This window comes from Hyphomonas sp. BRH_c22, assembly GCF_000961795.1.
Taxonomy (GTDB): domain Bacteria; phylum Pseudomonadota; class Alphaproteobacteria; order Caulobacterales; family Hyphomonadaceae; genus Hyphomonas.
On sequence record NZ_LADU01000055.1, the window covers coordinates 1 to 21445 of the forward strand.

The 21445-nt window shown below is 59.4% G+C and carries 19 protein-coding genes; 5 read left to right on the forward strand and 14 right to left on the reverse strand.

Going from position 1 to position 21445, the window contains the following annotated elements:
• The 8 genes from VR74_RS07135 to VR74_RS07175 form a co-directional block, all read right to left on the reverse strand.
• Positions 1-1057 (reverse strand): integrase core domain-containing protein (locus VR74_RS07135; protein WP_045695541.1); only part of this gene is annotated, 1057 nt, incomplete at its 3' end.
• 162 nt (positions 1058-1219) lie between these two features.
• Positions 1220-2374 (reverse strand): histidinol-phosphate transaminase, encoded by a 1155-nt coding sequence (locus tag VR74_RS07140; RefSeq protein WP_045695514.1) that lies wholly within the window; start codon positions 2372-2374, stop codon positions 1220-1222.
• 75 nt (positions 2375-2449) lie between these two features.
• A complete protein-coding gene (locus VR74_RS07145) occupies positions 2450-3292 on the reverse strand; it encodes a sulfite exporter TauE/SafE family protein (RefSeq protein WP_045695516.1) in 843 nt (280 codons plus the stop codon).
• Between the two features lie 140 nt (positions 3293-3432).
• Positions 3433-6060 (reverse strand): TonB-dependent receptor, encoded by a 2628-nt coding sequence (locus tag VR74_RS07150; RefSeq protein WP_045695518.1) that lies wholly within the window; start codon positions 6058-6060, stop codon positions 3433-3435.
• A gap of 411 nt (positions 6061-6471) precedes the next feature.
• The gene (locus VR74_RS07155) at positions 6472-7074 is read right to left on the reverse strand and encodes an ANTAR domain-containing protein (protein ID WP_299949814.1); all 603 of its coding nucleotides are present in this window, start codon (positions 7072-7074) and stop codon (positions 6472-6474) included.
• 313 nt (positions 7075-7387) lie between these two features.
• Entirely contained in the window at positions 7388-10516 is a 3129-nt protein-coding gene (locus VR74_RS07165) for an efflux RND transporter permease subunit (protein ID WP_045695522.1), read from the reverse strand.
• Positions 10517-10521: 5 nt separating this feature from the next.
• Entirely contained in the window at positions 10522-11628 is a 1107-nt protein-coding gene (locus VR74_RS07170) for an efflux RND transporter periplasmic adaptor subunit (protein ID WP_045695524.1), read from the reverse strand.
• 199 nt (positions 11629-11827) lie between these two features.
• Positions 11828-13015 carry a CoA transferase gene (locus VR74_RS07175; protein WP_045695525.1) on the reverse strand — a complete coding sequence of 396 codons (1188 nt, stop codon included), beginning with the start codon at positions 13013-13015 and terminating at the stop codon, positions 11828-11830.
• Positions 13016-13262: 247 nt separating this feature from the next.
• On the opposite strand from VR74_RS07175, the gene VR74_RS07180 reads away from it, so the two are divergent.
• From VR74_RS07180 to VR74_RS07195, 4 genes are all read left to right on the forward strand, one after another.
• Complete coding sequence (locus tag VR74_RS07180; RefSeq protein ID WP_045695527.1) at positions 13263-14243, forward strand: LLM class flavin-dependent oxidoreductase; 981 nt, start codon at positions 13263-13265, stop codon at positions 14241-14243.
• Positions 14244-14271: 28 nt separating this feature from the next.
• On the forward strand, positions 14272-15012 hold the full coding sequence (locus tag VR74_RS07185) for an SDR family oxidoreductase (RefSeq protein ID WP_045695528.1): 741 nt from the start codon (positions 14272-14274) through the stop codon (positions 15010-15012).
• 230 nt (positions 15013-15242) lie between these two features.
• Positions 15243-16733: a SulP family inorganic anion transporter gene (locus tag VR74_RS07190; RefSeq protein ID WP_045695530.1), complete on the forward strand. Its 1491-nt coding sequence runs from the start codon at positions 15243-15245 to the stop codon at positions 16731-16733.
• A gap of 13 nt (positions 16734-16746) precedes the next feature.
• Positions 16747-17595, forward strand: a complete 849-nt coding sequence (locus tag VR74_RS07195; protein ID WP_045695531.1) for a universal stress protein — start codon at positions 16747-16749, stop codon at positions 17593-17595.
• A gap of 348 nt (positions 17596-17943) precedes the next feature.
• Here VR74_RS07195 and VR74_RS07200 read toward each other — a convergent pair whose 3' ends face one another.
• The 6 genes from VR74_RS07200 to VR74_RS07220 all read right to left on the reverse strand — a co-directional run bounded on the left by VR74_RS07200 (position 17944) and on the right by VR74_RS07220 (position 20585).
• On the reverse strand, positions 17944-18252 hold the full coding sequence (locus tag VR74_RS07200) for a type II toxin-antitoxin system RelE/ParE family toxin (protein WP_045695533.1): 309 nt from the start codon (positions 18250-18252) through the stop codon (positions 17944-17946).
• 6 nt (positions 18253-18258) lie between these two features.
• The gene (locus VR74_RS07205) at positions 18259-18507 is read right to left on the reverse strand and encodes a hypothetical protein (RefSeq protein ID WP_045695535.1); all 249 of its coding nucleotides are present in this window, start codon (positions 18505-18507) and stop codon (positions 18259-18261) included.
• 389 nt (positions 18508-18896) lie between these two features.
• Positions 18897-19283 (reverse strand): type II toxin-antitoxin system VapC family toxin, encoded by a 387-nt coding sequence (locus VR74_RS07210; protein ID WP_045695536.1) that lies wholly within the window; start codon positions 19281-19283, stop codon positions 18897-18899.
• Positions 19280-19528, reverse strand: coding sequence for a type II toxin-antitoxin system prevent-host-death family antitoxin (locus VR74_RS07215; RefSeq protein WP_045695538.1), 249 nt, complete (start codon positions 19526-19528; stop codon positions 19280-19282). The genes VR74_RS07210 and VR74_RS07215 overlap by 4 nt, the downstream gene beginning before the upstream one ends.
• Positions 19529-19584: 56 nt before the next feature.
• Positions 19585-19737, reverse strand: a complete 153-nt coding sequence (locus VR74_RS20635; protein ID WP_299949816.1) for a hypothetical protein — start codon at positions 19735-19737, stop codon at positions 19585-19587.
• A 470-nt stretch (positions 19738-20207) separates the two neighbouring features.
• A complete protein-coding gene (locus tag VR74_RS07220) occupies positions 20208-20585 on the reverse strand; it encodes a hypothetical protein (protein ID WP_045695539.1) in 378 nt (125 codons plus the stop codon).
• Positions 20586-20938: 353 nt separating this feature from the next.
• Between VR74_RS07220 and VR74_RS07225 the strand changes: the two genes are divergently transcribed.
• Positions 20939-21445: helix-turn-helix domain-containing protein (locus tag VR74_RS07225; protein ID WP_045695542.1), on the forward strand; the 507-nt coding region annotated here is incomplete at its 3' end.

Consider the following 21445-nt stretch of genomic DNA (forward strand, 5'->3'; position numbering starts at 1 on the left):
TTACGCCGACACGCTGACCCGCGAGCACGGTGGAGATGTTGATTTTTTTCCGATGCATGCAGATCCGGCCGCAGGCGGTTATCAGGACCTCGCGATCATGGAAGGGATAATCGATGTCTGGCAGGCCGTCATAGATGCGCGATGACGGCGTGTAGATCTCTGCAGGGGTCGCCATGGCGAGGCCTTCATGCGGACGTTCTGTGTTATATTCCCTGACGAAGTCATCGAACCGCACCTGCTGTTGCAGGTGATTTTCGCAGGCCGGCCGGGTGGTTTCCTGCTTCAGGGTCAGGTGCATGCGCTCATGCCGGCCATTCTGCTGCGGATGGCCTGGCTTGATGCGTTCGATGGCGATGCCGAGTCTGAGCCACCAGACAGAGAGTTTCGAGAGATTGTAGAGCCCGTTGGGACTGGCAAACGGGACGCCATTGTCCGAACGTATGGCATCGGGCAGGCCACGCTCCTGGAACAGGGTGTGGAAGGCGGCAATGACGGGCACTTCCTTTGTGCCCTCCAATGCCTCGCAGGCCAGGATGAAGCGCGAAGCATGGTCGGTCACGGTCAACGGGTAACAGTAGGCCTGATTGCCGAGACGGAACTCTCCCTTGAAGTCGACACACCAGAGGGCATTGGGAACCGATCCCGATGAAAGGGAGGTTCCCAATGCCCTCTGGCGCCTCTTGCCTGCCCGCTTCACAAGGCCGTAGCGGTCAAGGACAGCATGGATGGTCGAGCGGGCGGGAATGCGCACGTCACCTGCCAGGCGCCGCACCAGGAGCTCCCTGATCTTGCGGGCACCCCAGTGGGGCTTGTCCTTTTTGGCATCGATGATCGCCCGCTCGATGGGCACCGGCAGCTGGTTGGCATATCGCACCGGCCGTCGCGAGCGATCCTCAAGGGCAATCAGCCCCTCTTCCTTGTAACGATTGAAGATCTTGTAGCCGGTCTTGCGCGAAATTCCGAACTCCCGGCAAAGATCCGTCATCGATTCACCCTCCAGCCGGCGGGCGACAAAGCGCAGTCTCTCGTCCATTTTCGATTGTTCCTTCCATGGCATCGTAACCTCCCGCCAAAGCGGAAAGTGTTACCCATGTGTCCGGTACAATCTGTCACCTATGTCTCGAGCCGCTCATTTCGCGCGCACATTACCCTCCCCCCAAATCATGCAAACGACCGGAGCTTTCGCCCCGGTCCCCTGTCACTTTGTTGTCTTTGGCGATCAGGCGCCGATGACTTCCGGCAACGCCTTGCAGAATTTCTCCACATCCTCGATCGTGCCCATCGAAACGCGCGTCCATTCATTATAATCCATGTACTGGCCACGAATGGAAATCTTGCGCTCTTTCATGGCCTTCTGGACATCATTGGCTTCCTTGCCCGATTTGAAGTAGACGAAATTGGTCTGCGACGGCAGGTATTCCAGGTCCAGCGCATCCAGCGTGGTAACGACCATCTGGCGGCCTTCGACAATCTTGCCTTTCGAGAAGTCGAGGAACGCCGTGTCGTCATAGCTGCCGATTGCGGCGGCAAGACCGACGCCCGAAATCCAGGACATTGAGGTCGACTGGATCTTCGCGGCGGTTTCCGGGGAGGAAATCGTATAGCCAACCCGGATGCCGGCCATGCCGTATATCTTGGAGAAGGTGCGGGACACGATGACATTGTGTCCTTCCTTGATCAGGCCGATGCAGGTGTTTCCTTCCGGATCATCCGCCAGTTCCATGTAGGCTTCGTCCACAAGCACCGTCGCGAGCTTCGACATGCGCTCCACGGCTGCTTTCAGGGCGACCGGATCGGCGACCAGCCCTGTCGGGTTGTTCGGATTGCATAACTGAACGAGGCCGGTACCGGCCGTGACCCTGGCTTCGATGGCTGCGAGATCCGTGCTCATGTCGGATCCCAGCGCAACACGGTCAATTTCCGCCAGGCCGAGATTGACCGCATAAAGAGCTGTCGTGTCCCAGAAAAGGCGCGGGGCAACGATGGGGCCTTTCTTGCCATAGATCAGGGCGATGGCGGAAAGTGCTTCGCCGGATCCGGTCGTGATGGCGATCATGTCGGGCGTGACGCCATGGCGTTCAGCGATCATCGCAGCAAGTTTCTGGCCTGCGATGTCCGGATAATAGGCGCCCTTCTTTCCGGCATACTCTATCATCTTGAGCGCCGACGGGGCCGGGCCATACGGATTCTCGTTACGCGACAGAAGCGCAACCCCATCGCGCGGGCCGAGTATTTGTGGGTCCACGGATGGTGCGCTCGCAGGGAACGCCGCTTCGGCAACTGCGGCCGGACCCGTTGTACAGGCTGCGGCACATGCGACGGACGCCCCGACGGCGCCGGTCAGCATAAAACGTCGTGAAATATCAAAAGCCATTTTTACTTCCCAGTTTGTGGTTGGATGATTTTTTAAGGTGCCACAGCCCCGCGCGGGCGGATGGAGCCGCTGTGATCAGCTTGTGAGTGAATTGTACAAAACGATCGCGGACGTTGCGACGAGATAAATCCCGAATACACGCTTCAGAGCTACGGCGTTGAGACTGTGCGCGGCCCGCGCACCGAGTGGCGCGGTCAGGAAAGACATAGCAGTAATTGCCAGAACGGCAATCACGTTCACATAGCCGATCGAGCCGAAAGGAAGGCCGGGCTCGCCCAATCCAAGGATCGCGAATCCGATAGCGCCCGGCACCGCAATGAGCACGCCGAAACCGGCAGCGGTCGCAACCGCCTGGTGTATCGCCCGCCCGCAGGCCGTCATGACCAGAACCGCAATCGTACCCCCGCCTATGCCGAGGAGCGCCGAAAATGCACCCAGGAACGTGGCCAGTCCGGCCAGCAGCAATCCGTGCGGCATGTCCGATGCGACGGCCTTTTTCGGTTGAAGGACCGGCACGATGAAATGCACGCCCATCAGGAAGACGCCAATCGAGAAGATCCATTTCAGCGAACGCCCATCCATGTATCGCGCAACCAGGATGCCGAGCACCGCTCCGACGGTGAGCCAGAGGGTCCAGTCGCGTATGATCCGGAAGTCCACCGCGCCGCGCTGGTGATGCGCATGGACGGACCGGGCCGATGTCACGATGATGGTGGCAAGGGAGGTGCCGATTGCGAGATGTGTGATGACATTGCTGTCGACATTGAAGACGCCGAATGTGAGCAGGAGGGCCGGAACGACAACAAAGCCGCCACCTATTCCGAAAAGTCCTGCGACAAAACCGGCCACCAGGCCGGCTGCCAACAGGACTGCGATCAACTGGCTGACATGCGCCAGGTCGAGATTTGATAATGACATAGATGAGTGCTTCTAATTTGTGTTCATTGGCTCGGGAGGACGATACGCACACTCCCCGGAGCGATGCAGGGAGCGAGCGCTGTCACTCCCCGCATTTTTGGCAATCTGCCTAATCTGCGGTCAGATTGTGCCCGGCTGCATCAGAAGCTCTTTGATGCCTTGAGATAGACGAATCCGCCTTGCCAATCGACAATCGAGTCGGAGCGGTAGATTCGGCCGTTTCCGGTTTCGCGAAGCGCCGGATCACCCTCGTCCGGATACTCATCAAGGACGTTACGGGCCCCCAGCGTGAACCTGGTTGTGTCATCGAGCGCATAGCTCACTTCAACATCAAACAGGGTTTCGGCTCCGAGTTCCTGCTTGATCAGGCCGCCCGGGCAGCTGAACCCGTCTGCAGCTGCTCCGGTCAAGCACTGGGACGCCGTGTAGGAGCCGTAATAGTTCGCCCGTCCGAGGAAAGTATAGGCGCCGATGGTGTGCATGGCCGTGAACGTGGTCCGGAAGTCCGGCCTTCCATTCTCGAAGTCGAACACGTCTTCTTCACGGAACAGGCCGGCTATGTTCACCTGCTCGACCGAGAAGCTGTTATAATTGGAACTTAAGGTGAAGGCCGTTTCTCCGGAGGCGTCCCAGTCCATAACGTAGGTCGCAACGAAGTCGACACCTTCCGTCGTGGAATCAAAGGCATTCTGGAAGAACTGGACTGCACCGATCGTGTCCGCACCCGGCACGTTGGCGGCTAGCAGTTCGTCGCGGATCTCTGGCGTCACCGTGATGGAACGTGACGCGTAGAACTGATCGGAGATGTCGATCTTGTAGAAGTCCAGCGTCAGGCCGAGAGAACCAAAACTGCCGGTCGCGCCGAGCGAATAGTTCGTCGATTCTTCCGGCTTGAGCTCCTCGGCGCCCAGGAACTGGGATACGGGGTTCGCGGCCGGGAAGAGACCGGACGCCACCGGCTCACCCGCCGGGAAGCGTGTCGACACGTTGGTTGTTGCCAATTGTCCAGGCGTCGGCGCCCGGAAACCTGTGCCTACGGAGCCACGCAGATTGATTTCGGGCGTAATCGACCAGCGGGCCGCAATCTTGCCGTTCGTCGTCTCGCCGAAGTCGGAATAATTCTCGAACCTGCCCGCAATTTCCACAAACAGGGATTCGGTCAGATCAGTCGATGCGCCCGCATAGATGCCGTAGCTGTCGCGCGTGAGGGAACCGGAATAGTCCGGCGAATAGCCTGGAAAGCCGTTCGAACCGACGCCATTGACCGTATAGACCGGATCGGCTGTATTCGAGCAGTCGAGCGACGATCCGTTGGCGATGACTGCGAGCCCTGCGGCGGTCGGCGCCAAGGTGTCATCACAGAAATCCCAGGGATCGGAAAGTGCATACGGACCTGCGATGTAGGAGGCCTCGTCGCCCGCAACCAGTTCATAGCCCTCGTCACGCCATTCCGCACCGAAGCTGAAATCAACAGGGCTTGCCAGGCCCGACATCGCGTATTCATAGACAAAGTCGGCTGCAACGGCGACTTCATCGGAAATGAGATCGCCCGGATGGAAAGACTCGGGTGAGGCGTTGCCAAGCGACGGGTTCACCGTGTCAGTCAGTTTGTAATCGATCTCGTTCTTGCCGTAGCGGGCCGAGAAGTCATAGCTGAAGGCGGGCGTGAACTCGCCCCGGATGCCGGCTGTGGTCGAATAGTCGATCACGTCACCAAAGAAGCGCGGCGTGAACCCGGCGGGGAAACGATCTGAAAACTTGAAGGTCGATCCATCCTCAAGTCGGATCAGGGGTGCGTTGACCGAGTTCGTCGGGAACCGGTAGTTGAAGTCGCCATCTGCCGACGAGGCAGAATAGTTCGCAAACGCATAGAGTTCCTGTCCGCCGGGCAGCGTGTAACCCATGTTGACGAATGAGCGGAACGCCTTGGAATCCGGCTGGCCCCAGAGCTGAACGTTGCTCGTGTCGAAGTCTTCCCCCGAGCCAAAGAGATAGGCCGTGTCGGGATTGGCGGCGATATAGTCTGCCACATCAAAGGAACTCTGGCCGGATTCCCATTCCTTGCCGCGATGGGTCGGCTGGGTCGACGTGCCCTCGACGCTGATATTGATGAAACCGTTCTTGCCGAGCCCCAGCCCGATATTCCCCGCGATCAGGAGGTCTTCACCATCACCTTCATAGGACTGTCCGCCCTGAACGGTGAGCTGAGCACCGTCCGCATCGTCCTTGAGGATGAAGTTGATGACGCCGGCAATGGCGTCGGAGCCATACTGGGCGGCAGCACCGTCGCGCAGGATTTCAACTGTCTTGAGCGCCGAGGCCGGGATGGTCGCAACGTCCGGTCCCTGTGTGCCCGAACCGCCGATGGTCACCAGAGCGGCACGGTGGCGGCGCTTGGAATTGACGAGGACGAGCGTCTTGTCCGAAGACAGGCCGCGCAGGGCCGCCGGGCGGATGAATGTCGCCCCGTCAGAGATCGGTTCGCGTGCGATCGTGTAGGATGGCACGAGCGTTTTCAGGACGTCATTCGTGTCCGTGAACGAAACATCGTTGATGGTTGCCTCATCGAGGACGTCGATCGGCACGGCTGAATCGGCGACGGTGCGCGGCTTGCCCCGCGAGCCGGTGACGGTAATGAGCTGCTGGACAGCAACGGAGTCCGTGACTGCCAGTTCCTGAGTGAGGGCGACCTCCTGGGCCGTCGCAGTCAGGCTTCCTGCCGTCAGGAAAACACCCGACATAAGATATGAGCGAAACGAGAGTTTCATTGGTATTATCCCTTGTTGTGCGCTGCTTCTGGACAGCGCGACCCCATCCGCCGGAGCGGACGACTGAACCCCTCCGTGGCAAGGAGTCGCAAAGCGAACTGCCGCAGAAGTCGATGAGAGACCTGAAGGATCTCCCGCTGGATTTTGTGAGAGCGCCCGTGCGGGCGGTCAGAAGTTCCGACCCGGCACTGGGTCTCTTCCTGGGTTCGGCGTTGAACTTGCCACCAGCAGACCCGCTGCCGGTGGCAGTTCAAACAAAAAACTCTGCAACTGTCGCAGTTGCACAGCGGGACGCACAGTATTGGTGCAATGCAGCATATCGCGCGCTCAATGTATCGGCAGCCGCCGTTTCAACAGGTTCCGCAGGGAAAGACGGTGACGGCGGTGACAGGCACATCCGGGCGTACCCGTTCAGGGCAGCATGTTCGAGATGGCGACAATGGTTTCTGCAATCTCCCGCACGGGCTTGCCGCGCGCCATCGCCATTTTCCGTAACGCCTCATATGCGGCCTGTTCACTGACACCGCGCTGTTGCATGAGCAGGCCCTTGGCCCGCTCGATGATCTTTCGAGCCTCAAGGTCGCTCTTCGAACGAGACAGCTCCTTGTGAAGAGCATCCATCAGGCGGAAACGCTCCATCGCCACGTCAATAACCGGCAAGACGCGGGCAGCGGCGAGGCCACTGACCACATATCCGCTGGCGCCGGCACGAATCGCCCGGCGCGCGAGATCTCCCTGATCCGCTTCCACGAAAACCACAATCGGCATTGGGCGCATACCGGATACATCCTCGATCGTCCTGATCATTGCAGCGTCTGGCCCATGGCTGCTGATAACGACAATGTCTGCCTTCTCGACATCGGTAGCGGCCATAATCGCGGGTGTCGTCAGTTCACTGATCCGGCGAACCCTGGCTGTTCCAGAGAGACCGTCATCAAATATGCCTGCACGGACGGGATCGTCCTCCACGAGCAGTATTTCGAGCACTGCGGCCGGCAGAGTGCGCTCAGGCAAGTTCATCGCGGTTCCGCTGGCATGATCCGATGATGCAATTCGTCCGGCTTGGCAGACTCGCCCGATGGCAGTGTCCTTCGGGGGCCATTCTCATTTGCCTCATCACTGCTTACTCCGGCGCCGGAGCTCCGGCATCCCTTGTCGTCAAACTCACGCAAGCTTCAGTTCGCGCGGACCGGGAATACAAGCTGAAATCGGATTTTGGGGATCGGGATTACGGCCCGGATGCAAGCTTTGGGCAAATCAGGGCAGAAAATGCCAACAAATTGGCACGTTTTGCCGCGTCCTGACCCGGAACGCGGGCAGGAAACGGCTATTCCGCCGGTGCCGCGACCAGGTCCGCTTCTTCCGCTTCCCGTTCAAGTTTGCGGGCGACATCGCCGGGCGAGCCCGATCGCCGCGCCAGCAGCGCATAGGTGGTCGGGACGAACAGGACGGTGATGAAGACAGCCGTGATGACGCCGAACAGAATGACCACGCCGATTGCCTGGCGGGTTTCCGCACCTGCACCGGCAGACAGGATGAGGGGAAGCGAACCGGCGGCCGTCGTCAGGCCGGTCATAACGATGGGCCGGAACCGGGCCAGTGCCGCCTCGCGCAGCGCCTTGTCGAATTCAATGCCCTGGTCGCGTAGCTGGTTGGCGAACTCCACGATGAGGATGCCATTCTTGGCCGACAGGCCGACCAGCATGATGAGGCCGATCTGCGTGTAGATGTTGATCGTGTTGCCTGTCAGCCAAAGACCAAGCAGGCCGCCTGCAATGGTCGCAGGTACGCAGAGCATGATGATGATGGGGTGTCGGTAGCTTTCGAACTGGGCTGCCAGCACCAGGAAGACGATCACCAGTCCGATCGCAAAAACAAACATGATCGAGCTGCCGGATTCCCTGAATTCGAGTGACTGTCCCTTGAAGTCAATCTGCGCCTCTGCGGGCAGCACGTCCCTGGCTATGCGTTCCATGCCATCCAGCGCCTCGCCAAGCGACACGCCGGGCGCCAGCCCGGCCTCAATCGTGATCGACCGAACCCTGTTATAGCGGTTGAGACTGGGGCTGTCGGCAATCGACTGGATCGTGGTCAGGCTGGACAGGGGTATCAATTCGCCGGATCGCGTTGACCGCACATAGATGTTTTGAATGTCAGTCGGAGAGTTCTGCTCGGAGCGAAGTCCTTCGAGGATCACGTCATACTCCTCGCCATTGTCGGTATATGTCGTGACACGACGTGATCCGAGCATGGTCTGAAGGGTGGATCCGACCTCCGATACGGTGACACCGAGATCGGCAGCCCGCTCATAGTCAATGGCCACGCGGAACTGCGGCTGGGTCTCCTTGTAATCCCAGTCGATATCCACCAGCCCGGGATTGTCGGCCTCCAGCGCTGCAACCAGCGTATCGCGCCATTCGGTCAGCTGGCCATAGGATGGGCCACCGATCACGAACTGGATCGGTTTTCCGTTGCCGCCGCCCAGCCCCTGCCGCATGATCGCAAAGGCGCGGATACCCGGCAGGTCTGAAAGATTCCCGTTGATTTCATTGATGATCGTGTCGGCTGGCCGCCTTTTGGCCCAGTCGTCGAGCACGACGATGACAAAGCCCTCGTTGAACCCGGCCGAACCAAAGCCTGGCGCGCGCACCAGAAGGCGCTGCGCTTCCCCGGACTCCGCATAGGGCAGCAACCTGCGCTCGATCTCGTCCATATAAGTGGACATGTATTCAAAGGACGCCCCCTCTTCGCCCCGCACACTGATGAAGAAGCTGCCCCGGTCCTCGCGCGGCACATATTCCTCATTGATGTTCTGGAACAGCCAGACGGCGCCCCCGAATATACCGAGCAGGAAGACCGAGACCAGAATTGGCCGATAGATGAGCCGGTCGAGTATCCAGCCGTAACCGGCCTTCAGACGGGAAAAGGCGCCGTCGATCACATAAGGCACGACGCGCAGAAACCCGGACGTTGCCTTTGGCTTGAGGAGCTTGGACGCCAGCATGGGCACCAGTGTCAGCGACAGGAGACTCGAGAAGGCAACGGCCGCCGACATGGTCAGCGCAAACTCTGTAAACAGGCGGCCGACAGTGCCTTGAAGAAACGTGATGGGGATGAAGACCGAAATGAGGACAAGTGTCGTCGCGATGACGGCAAAGCCGACCTGGCGCGACCCGCGATAGGATGCAACCAGCGGGGACTCGCCAAATTCATCCATGCGGCGATGGATATTCTCCAGCACCACGATGGCGTCATCGACAACCAGCCCGATGGCGAGAACGAGAGCCAACAGGGTCAACAGATTGATCGAAAGACCGAGCGCAAACAGGACGATGAACGTCGAGAAGATGGAGATCGGCACGGTAACAGCCGGAACAATGGTCGAGCGCAGGCTTCCCAGGAACAGGAAGATCACCAGCGTCACCAGCCCCACAGCGATAAACAGCGTGTTGAAAACCTCGCGAATGGACGCGTCGATAAAAACCGATGAATCATAGCTTCGCGCAATGATCATCCCCTCAGGCAGCGTCTCGTTCAACCGGTCGGCGAGTTCGCGCGCCGCCCGGGCGACATCGACCGTATTGGCCGTTGACTGCTTGCTGATGCCCATGCCCACCATGGGAACGCCATTGCCGCGGAAAATGTTGCGATCTTCAGCCGTTCCCCGCTCCACACGGGCGACGTCCCCGAGGCGAACGAGATAACCGTCATCGCCTTGGGCAATGACCAGTCCGGCAAATTCTTCCGGTGTTCGGAAGGCCCGGTCGATGCGGACTGTAAAAGTGCGAGAGTCTGATTCGAGGCTGCCGGCCGGGGCCTCGATATTCTCGGTTCGCAGCGCGCGTTCTATGTCGCTGACGGCCAGATTGCGCGACGCCAGGGCACGGCGATTGATCCAGATACGCAGGGCATAGTCGCGTGCGCCGCCCACCCGTACCCGCGCGACACCGTCGAGCGCCGAGAACCGGTCAACGAGATACCGGTCAGCATAATCCGAGAGTTCAGGCGTGGTGAGGTTTTCACTGGCAAGGTTCAGCCAGATGATCACGTCATCATTGGCATCGGCCTTCTCGATCTCAGGCGGGTCTGCCTCCGGAGGCAACTGGTCAAGAACACCTGAAACGCGGTCGCGAATGTCATTGGCTGCCGCATCAATGTCCTGGTCGACACTGAACTCGATGCTGATGCGTGATCGTCCGTCGGTCGAATTGGAGTTTATGAACCTGATGCCGGAGACACCTGCGATGCGGTCTTCGATCACGCGGGTGATGCGACTCTCGATGACGTCGGCCGAGGCGCCGGGGTAACGCGTGTCGACGGACACGATGGGCGCATCAATATCGGGATATTCGCGCAGCGGAAGCCGGTTATACGCGACCAGTCCAAAGATGATCAGGATGAGGGACAGGACCGACGCAAAGACAGGGCGCTTTACAGAGATGTCAGACAGCAGCATCCGGGTTACTGCGCATTCGCTGCGGCGCCGTTGCCGGACGAGCCGCGCAACACGGCTGAACGGTCGCGCACCAGCACCTCGGCCCCCTCGCGCACACGGATGGCGCCTTCGGTGATAATCCGGTCACCTGCCTTAAGGCCCGACAGGACTTCGACATTGCCTCCCTGCCTCAGGCCGATCTGGATCTTGTGCTGTCGCGCTACAGTCTTGCCACCTTCCTCTTCGGCCAGATACACGAAATTATCGGGACCGAGGGGCTGGATGGCCCCCTCTGGAATAGCCAGCGCCGTGCGCGGATCGGCGACAATGGTCACGCGCATGAACATTCCGGCTTTCAACACGCGTTCCGGATTCGGCAGGATGGCGCGCACCCGAACTGACCGTGTGACGGGGTCAATGGTATTGTCGACGCTGTCGATGACACCGGAAAAGGCCATGTCCTCGAGGTCTACCGTTGAGGCGGTGACTTCGACGCCCGGCTTCAGTGATCGCAGGAATGTGGAGGGCACCGAGAAATCGAGCTTCATTTCGCTGTCATCGACCAGGGTGGCCACCACGTCTCCCGGACGCACATACGATCCCACGCTGACCATGCGGAAGCCGAGGACACCCGCAAACGGGGCGACGAGGACACGGTCCTTCTGGCGAACCTGCACAGCCCGCAACTGGGCCGTGGCATTGTCGAGATCGCGCCGCGCGGCATCCAGCGATGTCTGTGCGATGGCATCCTGCGCTGAAAGCTGCATTGCGCGCTCAAACTGGCGCCGTGCCTCATCCGCGTTTGCTTCGGCAGCCTCCACCAGCGCCACCTGTTCGCGCTGGGCCAGTGAAAGAAGCGTTTTGCCCGCAGGCACCCGCTCGCCATCATCGAAATAGATCGCAGTCACCCGGTCAGCGACGTTGAGTGTCAGGTCGACCCGTTCATTGGCCATGAGCGTTCCGAGCGCCTCAATTCGCATCGCAAAGTCCTGTTCGGCGACCTCGGCGACAAATACGCTCGCAGGCGCCCTGCCCTGCGCAGCAGACGGTACGGCAATACTCAATGCGGCGGCCAGCCCGACGAGCAAGCCGAGAAGCTGGAAACGTATTGAGCCTGCAGCAGGATTTGCCATTCAAGTGCCTTCTGGGGCGTCGCAAACACCCATTCAAACAGTGTAATATATCGAACCGATGCGTATCGGGCCGTTGCCTTGCTTTTTCCAGATAGGTCGGCTCGCAGAAAAGCCAATTTTGATATTGCGGCCAGTATAGCAACAAAATGCCAACAGCTTTACAACGATGACGAAGAATTTACCCGAAAATTGGGCACAATCAGGCCTCTTGCCCGGATTTCATCATGCCCGGGAGTCCCAGCTCTGCAAGAACTTCGTCAGTTTGCTCGCCAATCAGTGGCGCAGGCGGGATCGGGCGGGCATTCTGGCCGTGAAATATGACAGGCGGCTGAGTCTCCCAGTAATCCCCCTCCGTCGGGTGCGTTCGCTTCTGGAAGAAGCCAACGGCCTGAAGATGGGGATCGTTCCGCAATTCGCCGATATCATTGACACGGGCAGCAGGAATGTCTGCCTCAGCGAAGGCATCAAGCCAGAACTGCGTCGGCTTCAGGATCAGGTAGGCCTGAACCCGTTCCATCATGTAAGGCATGTTGTGATAGCGGCCGCGGCGGTCATTCAGGCGCGCGTCTTCCAGTTCCTGCGGGGCTTCCAGCACGTCGAAAAGCCGGATCCAGCGCGCATCGACATAGGGCGCTATGGTCATCCAGCCATCGGCCGTCTGCAGGGGCTGCCGGGATGGGTCAATCTGGCGCTGGTAACAGACCGGACCGTTGGGCGGATCGAAAGTTTCACCGTAAAGGTGCTCTTCGAGCAGGAAATGCGTGACGCATTCCAGCATGGGCACTTCCACATGAACAGCCTTGCCCGTCCGGTCGCGCTGACGCAGGGCCGCCAGTGTCGCATATACGGCATGCAGGCCGGACACCTTGTCCGCGATCGCCATGGGCAGGAAGCGCGGCGCCGGATTGCCGTCCACACGCGGCAAAAGGCTGGCCGTGCCGGACAGGCCCTGGATCAGATCATCATAGGCCGGGCGACCGGCATAGGGGCCACCGGATCCAAAACCCGTGCAGTGGACATAGACAATGTCAGGCTTGATCGCCTTGACCTCGTCAAAGGTAAGACCGATGCGGGCGACCGCATCTTCCCGCACATTATGGATAAAGACGTCGCTTTGCTGAATCAGCTTTGTGATGGCCGCCCTGCCCTTATCTGATTTCAGGTCCCATACGACCGACCGCTTGCCACGGTTGATCGTCAGATGACAGGGGCCCATGCCGCGCGTATTCACAGGCTTACCGACATTGCGGAAATCATCGCCTGCCGCAGGCTCGACCTTGACGACATCCGCCCCCATGTCCGCCAGCGTTTGCGTACAATAGGGACCGAAAATCACCGTCGTCATGTCGGCGATACGGATGTCGGAAAGCACATTTGTGCCGGGCATGGCGGGCTCCGCTTCATTAGCTCTTGTGGCGCCTCGCAAGGCAGTATGGCCCTTTGGTAAGGGGTTCCAAAATCCATATCAACGTGAATTGGCGGCATCCGGACGTTGGCCTCGCGTCAAGGATGCAGGTTCCGCAGGGTCAATTTGCCGGGGCTTTTGACTTCGCCCGAATTGATGCCCAAGTGGTATGAGAGCGTGCACCCGAACCGAACTTGCGGATCGCGGCCACGCAGCCCTGGAGCCGCAAATGCCATTACTGTCCATTCTCGATCTTGTCCGCGTCACGCAGGACGCGGATGCGCGCACGGCCATGGATAATGCGCGCGACCTGGCCGCCCATGCCGAAAACTGGGACTATAATCGTATCTGGATTGCCGAGCATCATAATATGGCAGGCATCGCGAGCGCTGCAACGTCGCTGGTGATCGCCCACATTGCGGCGGGATCGAAAAAGATCCGGGTCGGGGCCGGCGGCATCATGCTGCCCAACCATTCACCCATCGTGATCGCCGAACAGTTCGGAACCCTGGAGCGGCTGTTTCCCGGCAGGATCGATCTTGGGCTCGGACGGGCGCCAGGCACGGACCAGATTACCATCCGCGCGCTGCGGACAACGGCTGAGGCATCTGAACGGTTTCCGCAGGACGTGATGGAACTTCAGGCTTTTCTTGGCCCCCTGCAGCCAGGCCAGCGGGTTCAGGCCGTGCCGGCTGCCGGTACGAATGTGCCGCTATGGATTCTCGGGTCGAGCCATTTTGGCGCGATGCTCGCCGCAGAGCTTGGCCTTCCCTATGCGTTCGCTTCACACTTCGCCCCGGCTCACCTGATGTCGGCGCTGCAAATCTATCGCAGCCGGTTCAAGCCTTCGGACCAGTTGGCAAAACCTTATGCAATGGTCGGCGTGAACATTATCGCAGCGGATACGGACGCCGAAGCCGAAAGGCTGGCGACGACGCAGAAGATGTCCTTCGCCAATTTGCTGCGCGGAACACGCATGCTCAGCCAGCCGCCGATTGACGATATCGATACATACTGGAGCGCTTCGGAAAAAGCGCAGGCGCAGAACATGCTCGCCCGGTCAATTGTCGGATCACCGGACACGGTGCGCACAGGGATTGCGGCCCTGACGGCAGAAACCGGGGCCGACGAACTGATCATTGTGTCTGATGTCTATGATCACAAGGCACGGCTTCGCTCGTTCGAGCTCATAGCCTCAACGCAAAACTAGCAAAACAAGAACAGGTCGAGGGAACAAGATGGCACAGAATGATACCGACTTCAGCGGGAAGCGCGTCCTGGTGGTCGGCGGATCCAGCGGCATCGGAAATGGTATCGCCCATGGGTTCCGCACGCGCGGGGCTGAGGTGCATGTCTGGGGCACACGCGCCAAAGCGAGCGACTATGATGCCGCCGATGGCAGCGACCTTGACGGCCTGACATACCAGCAAGTCGATGTCGGCGACCCGGACGCCATCGCAGCCGCCCCGGCCGATTTCGACACGCTCGACACGCTCGTGCTTTGCCAGGGCACGGTTGTCTACAAACGTGGCGAGTTTGAACGCGAGGGCTGGGACCGCGTCATGGCCGTCAATCTCGACAGCCTGATGCACTGTGCCCGGAAGATGAAGCCGATGCTGTCCAAGGCCCAGGGCTCTGTCATCATCGTCAGTTCGATTTCGGGATATTCGGCCAATGTCGGCAATCCGGCCTATGCCGCATCAAAGGCCGGCGCCATCAGCCTGACCAAGACGCTCGGCCAGGCCTGGGCGCCGGAAGGCATTCGCGTCAACGGTCTCGCACCAGGACTGGTCGACACAAAGCTGACAAAGGTGACAACGGAGAATCCCAGACGGCTGGAAGGCGCGCTGCGGGCGATTCCGGCCGGACGCATGGGCCTGCCCGGCGATATGGCTGGCGCAGCCATCTTCCTGGCGAGCCCGCTGGCTGCCTATGTGTGCGGCCAGACACTCATCGTGGATGGCGGCCTGTCGCTTTAGGCCTGCACCGGGAAAGCCTGCCAGATACAGGGTTGGCCATAGCGGCCTCCCTGCAGCTATGCCGCTTTTTAGCCTTGCCATCTGCAGCGGCCCACCTTACCACGCCCTCGTGCTGCACTGCGGCATGCTGCTGGACGTGTCCGGTCTAATTCACCGAAAAATTGGCTGTGTTTACAGGCGAGGCGCGTTATGCGGGCCGCGGACACGCATAAGACGAGGATCCGGCCGCAATGGCGCTTCCAACACTGACATCCTTGCGAGAGACATGGGCCTTCAATATCCGCGGCGACCTGCTCGCCGGACTTGTGGTCGCCCTCGCCCTGATTCCCGAAGCGATTGCCTTCTCGATCATCGCAGGCGTCGACCCCAAGGTCGGCCTTTACGCTTCATTCTCCATCGCCGTCATCACGGCATTCGCAGGCGGGCGGCCCGGCATGATCTCGGCAGCAACGGCAGCTACCGCCGTTCTGATGGTCACCCTGGTCAAGGATCATGGCCTGCAATACCTGCTGGCAACCACGGTTCTGGCGGGTCTCCTGCAGATCGGCGCGGGCTACCTGAAACTCGGGCGGTTGATGCGCTTTGTGTCGCGCTCGGTGCTGACAGGCTTTGTCAACGCACTCGCCATCCTGATCTTCATGGCGCAGATTCCGGAACTGATCGGCGTGCCGTGGCTCACCTATCCGATGGTCGCTGCGGGCCTCGCCATCATCTACCTCTTCCCCTACCTCACGAGGGCAATCCCATCGCCACTGATCTGCATCATTGTGCTGACAGCCGTGGCCATCGGTCTCGGGCTTGACGTGCGTACGGTCGGCGACATGGGCGCGTTGCCCGATACGCTGCCGGTCTTTCTCCTGCCCGACATTCCGCTGACCTTTGAAACCCTGCAGATCATTTTCCCTTATGCGCTGGCTGTCGCCATTGTCGGGCTGCTTGAATCGCTGATGACGGCGTCCATCGTTGATGAACTCACCGACACGCCGAGCGACCGCAACCGTGAATGCATCGGCCAGGGCGTTGCCAACACCGTCACGGGCTTCTTCGGCGGCATGGCAGGCTGCGCGATGATCGGACAGTCGATCATCAACATCAAGTCCGGCGGGCGCGGACGCCTGTCGACCCTGTCGGCCGGTGTTTTCCTGCTGGCCATGATCCTGCTGATCGGGGACTGGGTCAGCCGCATCCCGATGGCGGCGCTCGTTGCGATCATGATCATGGTGTCGATCGGCACATTCAGCTGGTCGTCGATCAAGGCGCTGCGCGTGCATCCGCGGAGTTCCTCGCTTGTCATGCTGGCAACGGTTGCCGGCGTGATCATCAGCCACAATCTCGCCATCGGCGTTCTGATCGGCGTCCTGCTCTCAGGTGTTTTCTTCGCTGGAAAGATCTCGCAGATCTTCCGGATCACATCCGAGCTGACTGAGGATGGCCGCAAGCGCACCTACCGGATCGAGGGCCAGCTGTTCTTTGCATCCGTGGAGGCGTTCAATGCGGCCTTTGACCTCAAAGAAGCACTCGATGAGGTCGTAATCGACGTGAGCGCCGCCCATATCTGGGATATATCCAGTGTGGCCGCGCTCGACATGATCGTGCTGAAATTCCGCCGGGAAGGCGCCAGGGTCGAACTCATCGGCCTCAACGAGGCGAGCGAAACCATCGTTGACAAGCTTGCCCTGCATGACAAGCCGGGCGCACTCGACAAATTGCTGTCGCATTAGGGAGACGGACCAGATGACCCATATACTCGCCCTGATCGACGGATCAGTCTACACGCACAGCGTTTGCGACCATGCTGCCTGGGCAGCCCGCCAGTATGGCGGCGATGTTGAGTTGCTGCATGTCCTCAGCCAGAAGAAGTCCGGCTCACTGCCGTCTGACCTCTCCGGCGCGATCGGTCTCGGCGCGCGCTCAACCCTGCTCGCAGACCTTGCCAGCCATGATGCGGCGACTGCGCGACTCGCCAAGGAACGCGGCCGCGCCATCCTGGATGCGGCGCAGTCCCGACTGGAAGAAAAGGGCGTCACCGATATCAGCCTCGCCCTGCGCCACGGGGAAATCGCCGAAACGCTGACCAAGCGTGCGGGCGATCTCATCATCATGGGCAAACGTGGCGAAGGCGCCGATTTCGACCGGCTGCACCTCGGTTCTAACCTTGAGCGCGTTGTGCGCTCGGTCAACCGTCCGGTCCTCGTGGCAAGCCGCGCCTTCAAGCCCATCGAAACGGCCGTCTTCGCCTTCGATGATGGCGTCAGCGCGCGCAAGGCCCTGGTCAGCCTGACCACGAATCCCATGACGGATCGTCTGAAAATCATCGTCCTGACGATTGGCACAGAAGGGTCCGAACATGCCAGCGCCGCCCAGAAGGCCGCAGACGCCCTGATCGCGGCTGGCTATGCGGCTGAAACACGCATCCGGCAGGGGCACGCGGAAAAGGTCATTGCCGAGGAAGTTGAATCATCGGGCTCAGACCTGCTCATTATGGGCGCTTATGGCCATTCCCGCATCCGCTCCATGATTATCGGGTCGACTACCACGTCGATGATCCGGTCCTGCCTGATCCCGCTATTGCTGTTCCGGTAAGAGGATCAAGGCTCCACTTTCGGCGTGGCACGTCCCGTCGCGCAAACCCGTGTCTTCAACGCAAGAAAAGACGAAGGAAACGGTTCGTTTCCTTCGTCTTTCAATGTCTTGTGTGAAGTCCATTTCGCAAGAAATGGCGCGAGAACGCAGGCCACCGGCAATGAAGTCGCAGAGTTCCCGTACCCCCGAGGAATCAACCGAAACCGCTCAGTCAGCAGATCCAAAGCGTGATGCAGCGGATAGGACAGTTTGAGGGCTTGCTCATCGAGTGTTCCGCGACCAGCATTGGAGAAATCGCCGGTGCGCCATTGGTCAGACGCGCGAGTTTTGAAATCTAGTTTCTTAATGTCAGGCGCCGGACCTTTGATCGAGGTGACGTATCGGAAGCTGGCTTTCGTGAAGAATGGCGACGACGGCAATGACCTCGTCGACCTGAATGTAAAAGACGGCGTGGTGCTGGACGCGGAAACATCGAAAGCCCGTCTTCAGATGATCGATCGGAAATCCAATGTCCGGATGCCTTCGCAGTGCTTTGAAGCCTTCCTTGAGACGGCCCATATAAAGCGACGCCGGACGCGCTCCGAATGCCCGGCGGGTATAGGTTCGGATATCTGACAGATCGTGCTGGGCATCTTCCGTGATGCGGAGCGTCGTCATTCGGTATCAGCCTTCGACATCAAAAAGCCGGTCGATCTCTCCATCTGAGTTCAGATCTGAATAGGCGCCACTGGCAAGCTGCTCTGAACCGGATTCAAGGCGTGAAACCAGATAAGCCTTGCGTTCTTCCTCCTCCTGATCGCGGCGCACGAGATCGCGGAAATACTCGCTCTCATTGTTGAACTGGCCGCGCTTGATCCTGGCCGCAATCCAGTCGGCCATCAGGTCGGGCATGGATATCGTCTTGCGCATCATGGCATAGGCTCCTTCAACTTGGAAACTAGCACGTATGAACTATTCATACAATTGTGAAGCCGGCCGGGAGGCGCATTTTCAAACCCCTTCTCGCGCAAGGACGATCTAGTGCCCGTGAACCGCGCCGGCAAACCCGGAGGCTGTTCGGTTGGGGTCCTGCAGCGAGGGTGGTTACCTTTAGCGATTCAAAATCATTGGTCGAGGCTTCCGCCGAAGGAATGATCTTGACCGGCTGTTTAGGGGGCGAATCCTTCCTTTTCGCCGGCCGAAAGTTGAGTTCTGGCCGGCCCGAAGGCGCGCCTTTGAGGCGGGATCGATAATCTCGATGAAGGACGGCGTGCAAATCCGCTCGGTCTGGATCTGGGAAATATGACCCGCCGGGATGCGCTCTAAACCTTCCGGACCGATCCGGGATAGGAGGCGACAAAATCGTCCGATGTCAGGAGCAATAGCCCTTCTTCGTTCGCCTGCGCCACAAGAATGCGGTCGAAGGGGTCCTTGTGGATCTCTGGCAAGGCCGCGACAGCAATCGCATGGTCGCTGGTGATAACGAGTTCGTGCCAATCATTGTCGAGGAGCCCGCGGCGCAGCAAGCGCGGGTCAACGATGAAGTCGTCTCGCCCCAGAGAGCCCTTGATCGTAATCTCCCACAGGCTCGCAGCGCTGAAATAAACCGTGTTTTTCTCGTCTTCCAGATAGCGCCGCGCTTCCGGAGAGAGCCGGTCCGGCTCCCCCGCAGCCCACAAAATCAGATGGGTGTCGACAAGCAGGTTCATTGCGCGCCGCCGAAGAGGGTTTCAATCTCTTCCCGGCCCATGTCGTCGAAATCGTCAGGAACCTTGATGGCGCCCGACAGGAATCCAAGCCGCTTCCGATCTGCACCAAGCGGCGCATCGAGCGCAACCACCTTGACCAGGGCCTTGCCTGCTTTGGCGATGATGAAACTTTCGCCTTTGGCGGCGGCGTCGACAAGCCGCGACAGGTGCGTCTTGGCTTCGTGAATATTCACAGTTACGGTCATTTTTTACCAATTCTATAGACTTAGTTTACAGAACTTAGTCTATCGTTCGGCGATATTCAAGCAGAATCCTGCCACGGATCAGCCTTTTCCGTCTGCGCCCGCCAGAGTTCGGCGATCCAGCTCCGGTCGAGACCGCGCTCGCCAAAGATGGCGTCGCACAGCCTTCGCCATCTTGCCCGTGAGGGCGTCTCTTTGAATTCGCCGGCCATGGACGCATTTTGGGATTGGCGCGTCACTCAATGTCTTGCGACCCGGGCTGACGCTGGAGGTTGTGTATACAGCCTCCGGAATCCAGCCATAATGTGACAATGCGGTTTCGAACGACACATAGCTCTCCGGCATGAGGGCCTGAGCGACAACAAAGGGATGCGGCGTGTTCTTTTGAAACGGCTCGCCCAAAAAGTACAGAGCCCGCGCCGGATGCGCGCCAGGGAGCCGTCCATCAGCGCACGGTTCACCAGACCGTTACGCCGCGCGTCACCGCCACCTACAGCCCACGCCAGTTGCCGGTCCGTAATCAGCCAGCATCTTTCAGGTCTTGAATCAGCTTGCTCATGAATTTCTTGATCCTTGCAAATAATGAAAGTTTCAAGAATTTTTCTGGTCCGCATCATTTGATCTTCCCGATCAATCGGCCATACACGCGCTGAGCAAATGGAACACCAATTGTAGGGATAATTTAGCCTGGGGCACGACCAGCACCCAGCGGCCAGTCCGGATTCTCCAGCTCAAACAGTTCCATCACCCGCGCGTCAAACGGATGCGCAATCTTGAGCAATTCATCCCGCCTGTATACGAGTGACCCGCCGTCCCCATAAACCGGCCGTGTCGTCTTGTGCCCCATGAGGAGGCAGCGCAGGCCGTAATCGATATTGGCTTCCTGCATGCGTTTTTCGAAAGCATGGCGAAACGAATAGATCTTGTGGTCCGGGGACTCCAGCAGGCCGCGATTGCGGAAATTCTTCATCATGTTGGCGGAGAAGAGCTCACCCTTGTCGTAATAGTGCGCGAAGGCGCGAGGGGCCGCCCGTCTGGCCGCCTCAAGGAAGATGCCCACCCGGGGGATATCCCGCTCAGACGTATCCGTTTTGACTTCCCGGTCTGTGCGGGCCTTGATCGAGGTGAGCGCACCGGGTCGGGACCCGGCGATTGTACCACCAGACCCGGCCTCTGCGTTCGAGGTAGGAATTGTCTTCGACGCGCTTCATGACGTCGGCCATTGGTCCACAAATTGGTCCCAATCTGGTCCACAATTTCCGGCCATTTCAGGCAAAGAAAAGCAAGCGAATCCGATAAATTCGTTTGTTTTCAATGTCTTGTGTGAAGTCCATTTCGTGAGCGGCTCGAGACATAGGTGACAGATTGTACCGGACACATGGGTAACACTTTCCGCTTTGGCGGGAGGTTACGATGCCATGGAAGGAACAATCGAAAATGGACGAGAGACTGCGCTTTGTCGCCCGCCGGCTGGAGGGTGAATCGATGACGGATCTTTGCCGGGAGTTCGGAATTTCGCGCAAGACCGGCTACAAGATCTTCAATCGTTACAAGGAAGAGGGGCTGATTGCCCTTGAGGATCGCTCCCGACGGCCGGTGCGGTATGCCAACCAGCTGCCGGTGCCCATCGAGCGGGCGATCATCGATGCCAAAAAGGACAAGCCCCACTGGGGCGCCCGCAAGATCAGGGAGCTCCTGGTGCGGCGCCTGGCAGGTGACGTGCGCATTCCCGCCCGCTCGACCATTCATGCTGTCCTTGACCGCTACGGCCTTGTGAAGCGGGCAGGCAAGAGGCGCCAGAGGGCATTGGGAACCTCCCTTTCATCCGGATCGGTTCCCAATGCCCTCTGGTGTGTCGACTTCAAGGGAGAGTTCCGTCTCGGTAATCAGGCCTACTGTTACCCGTTGACCGTGACCGAC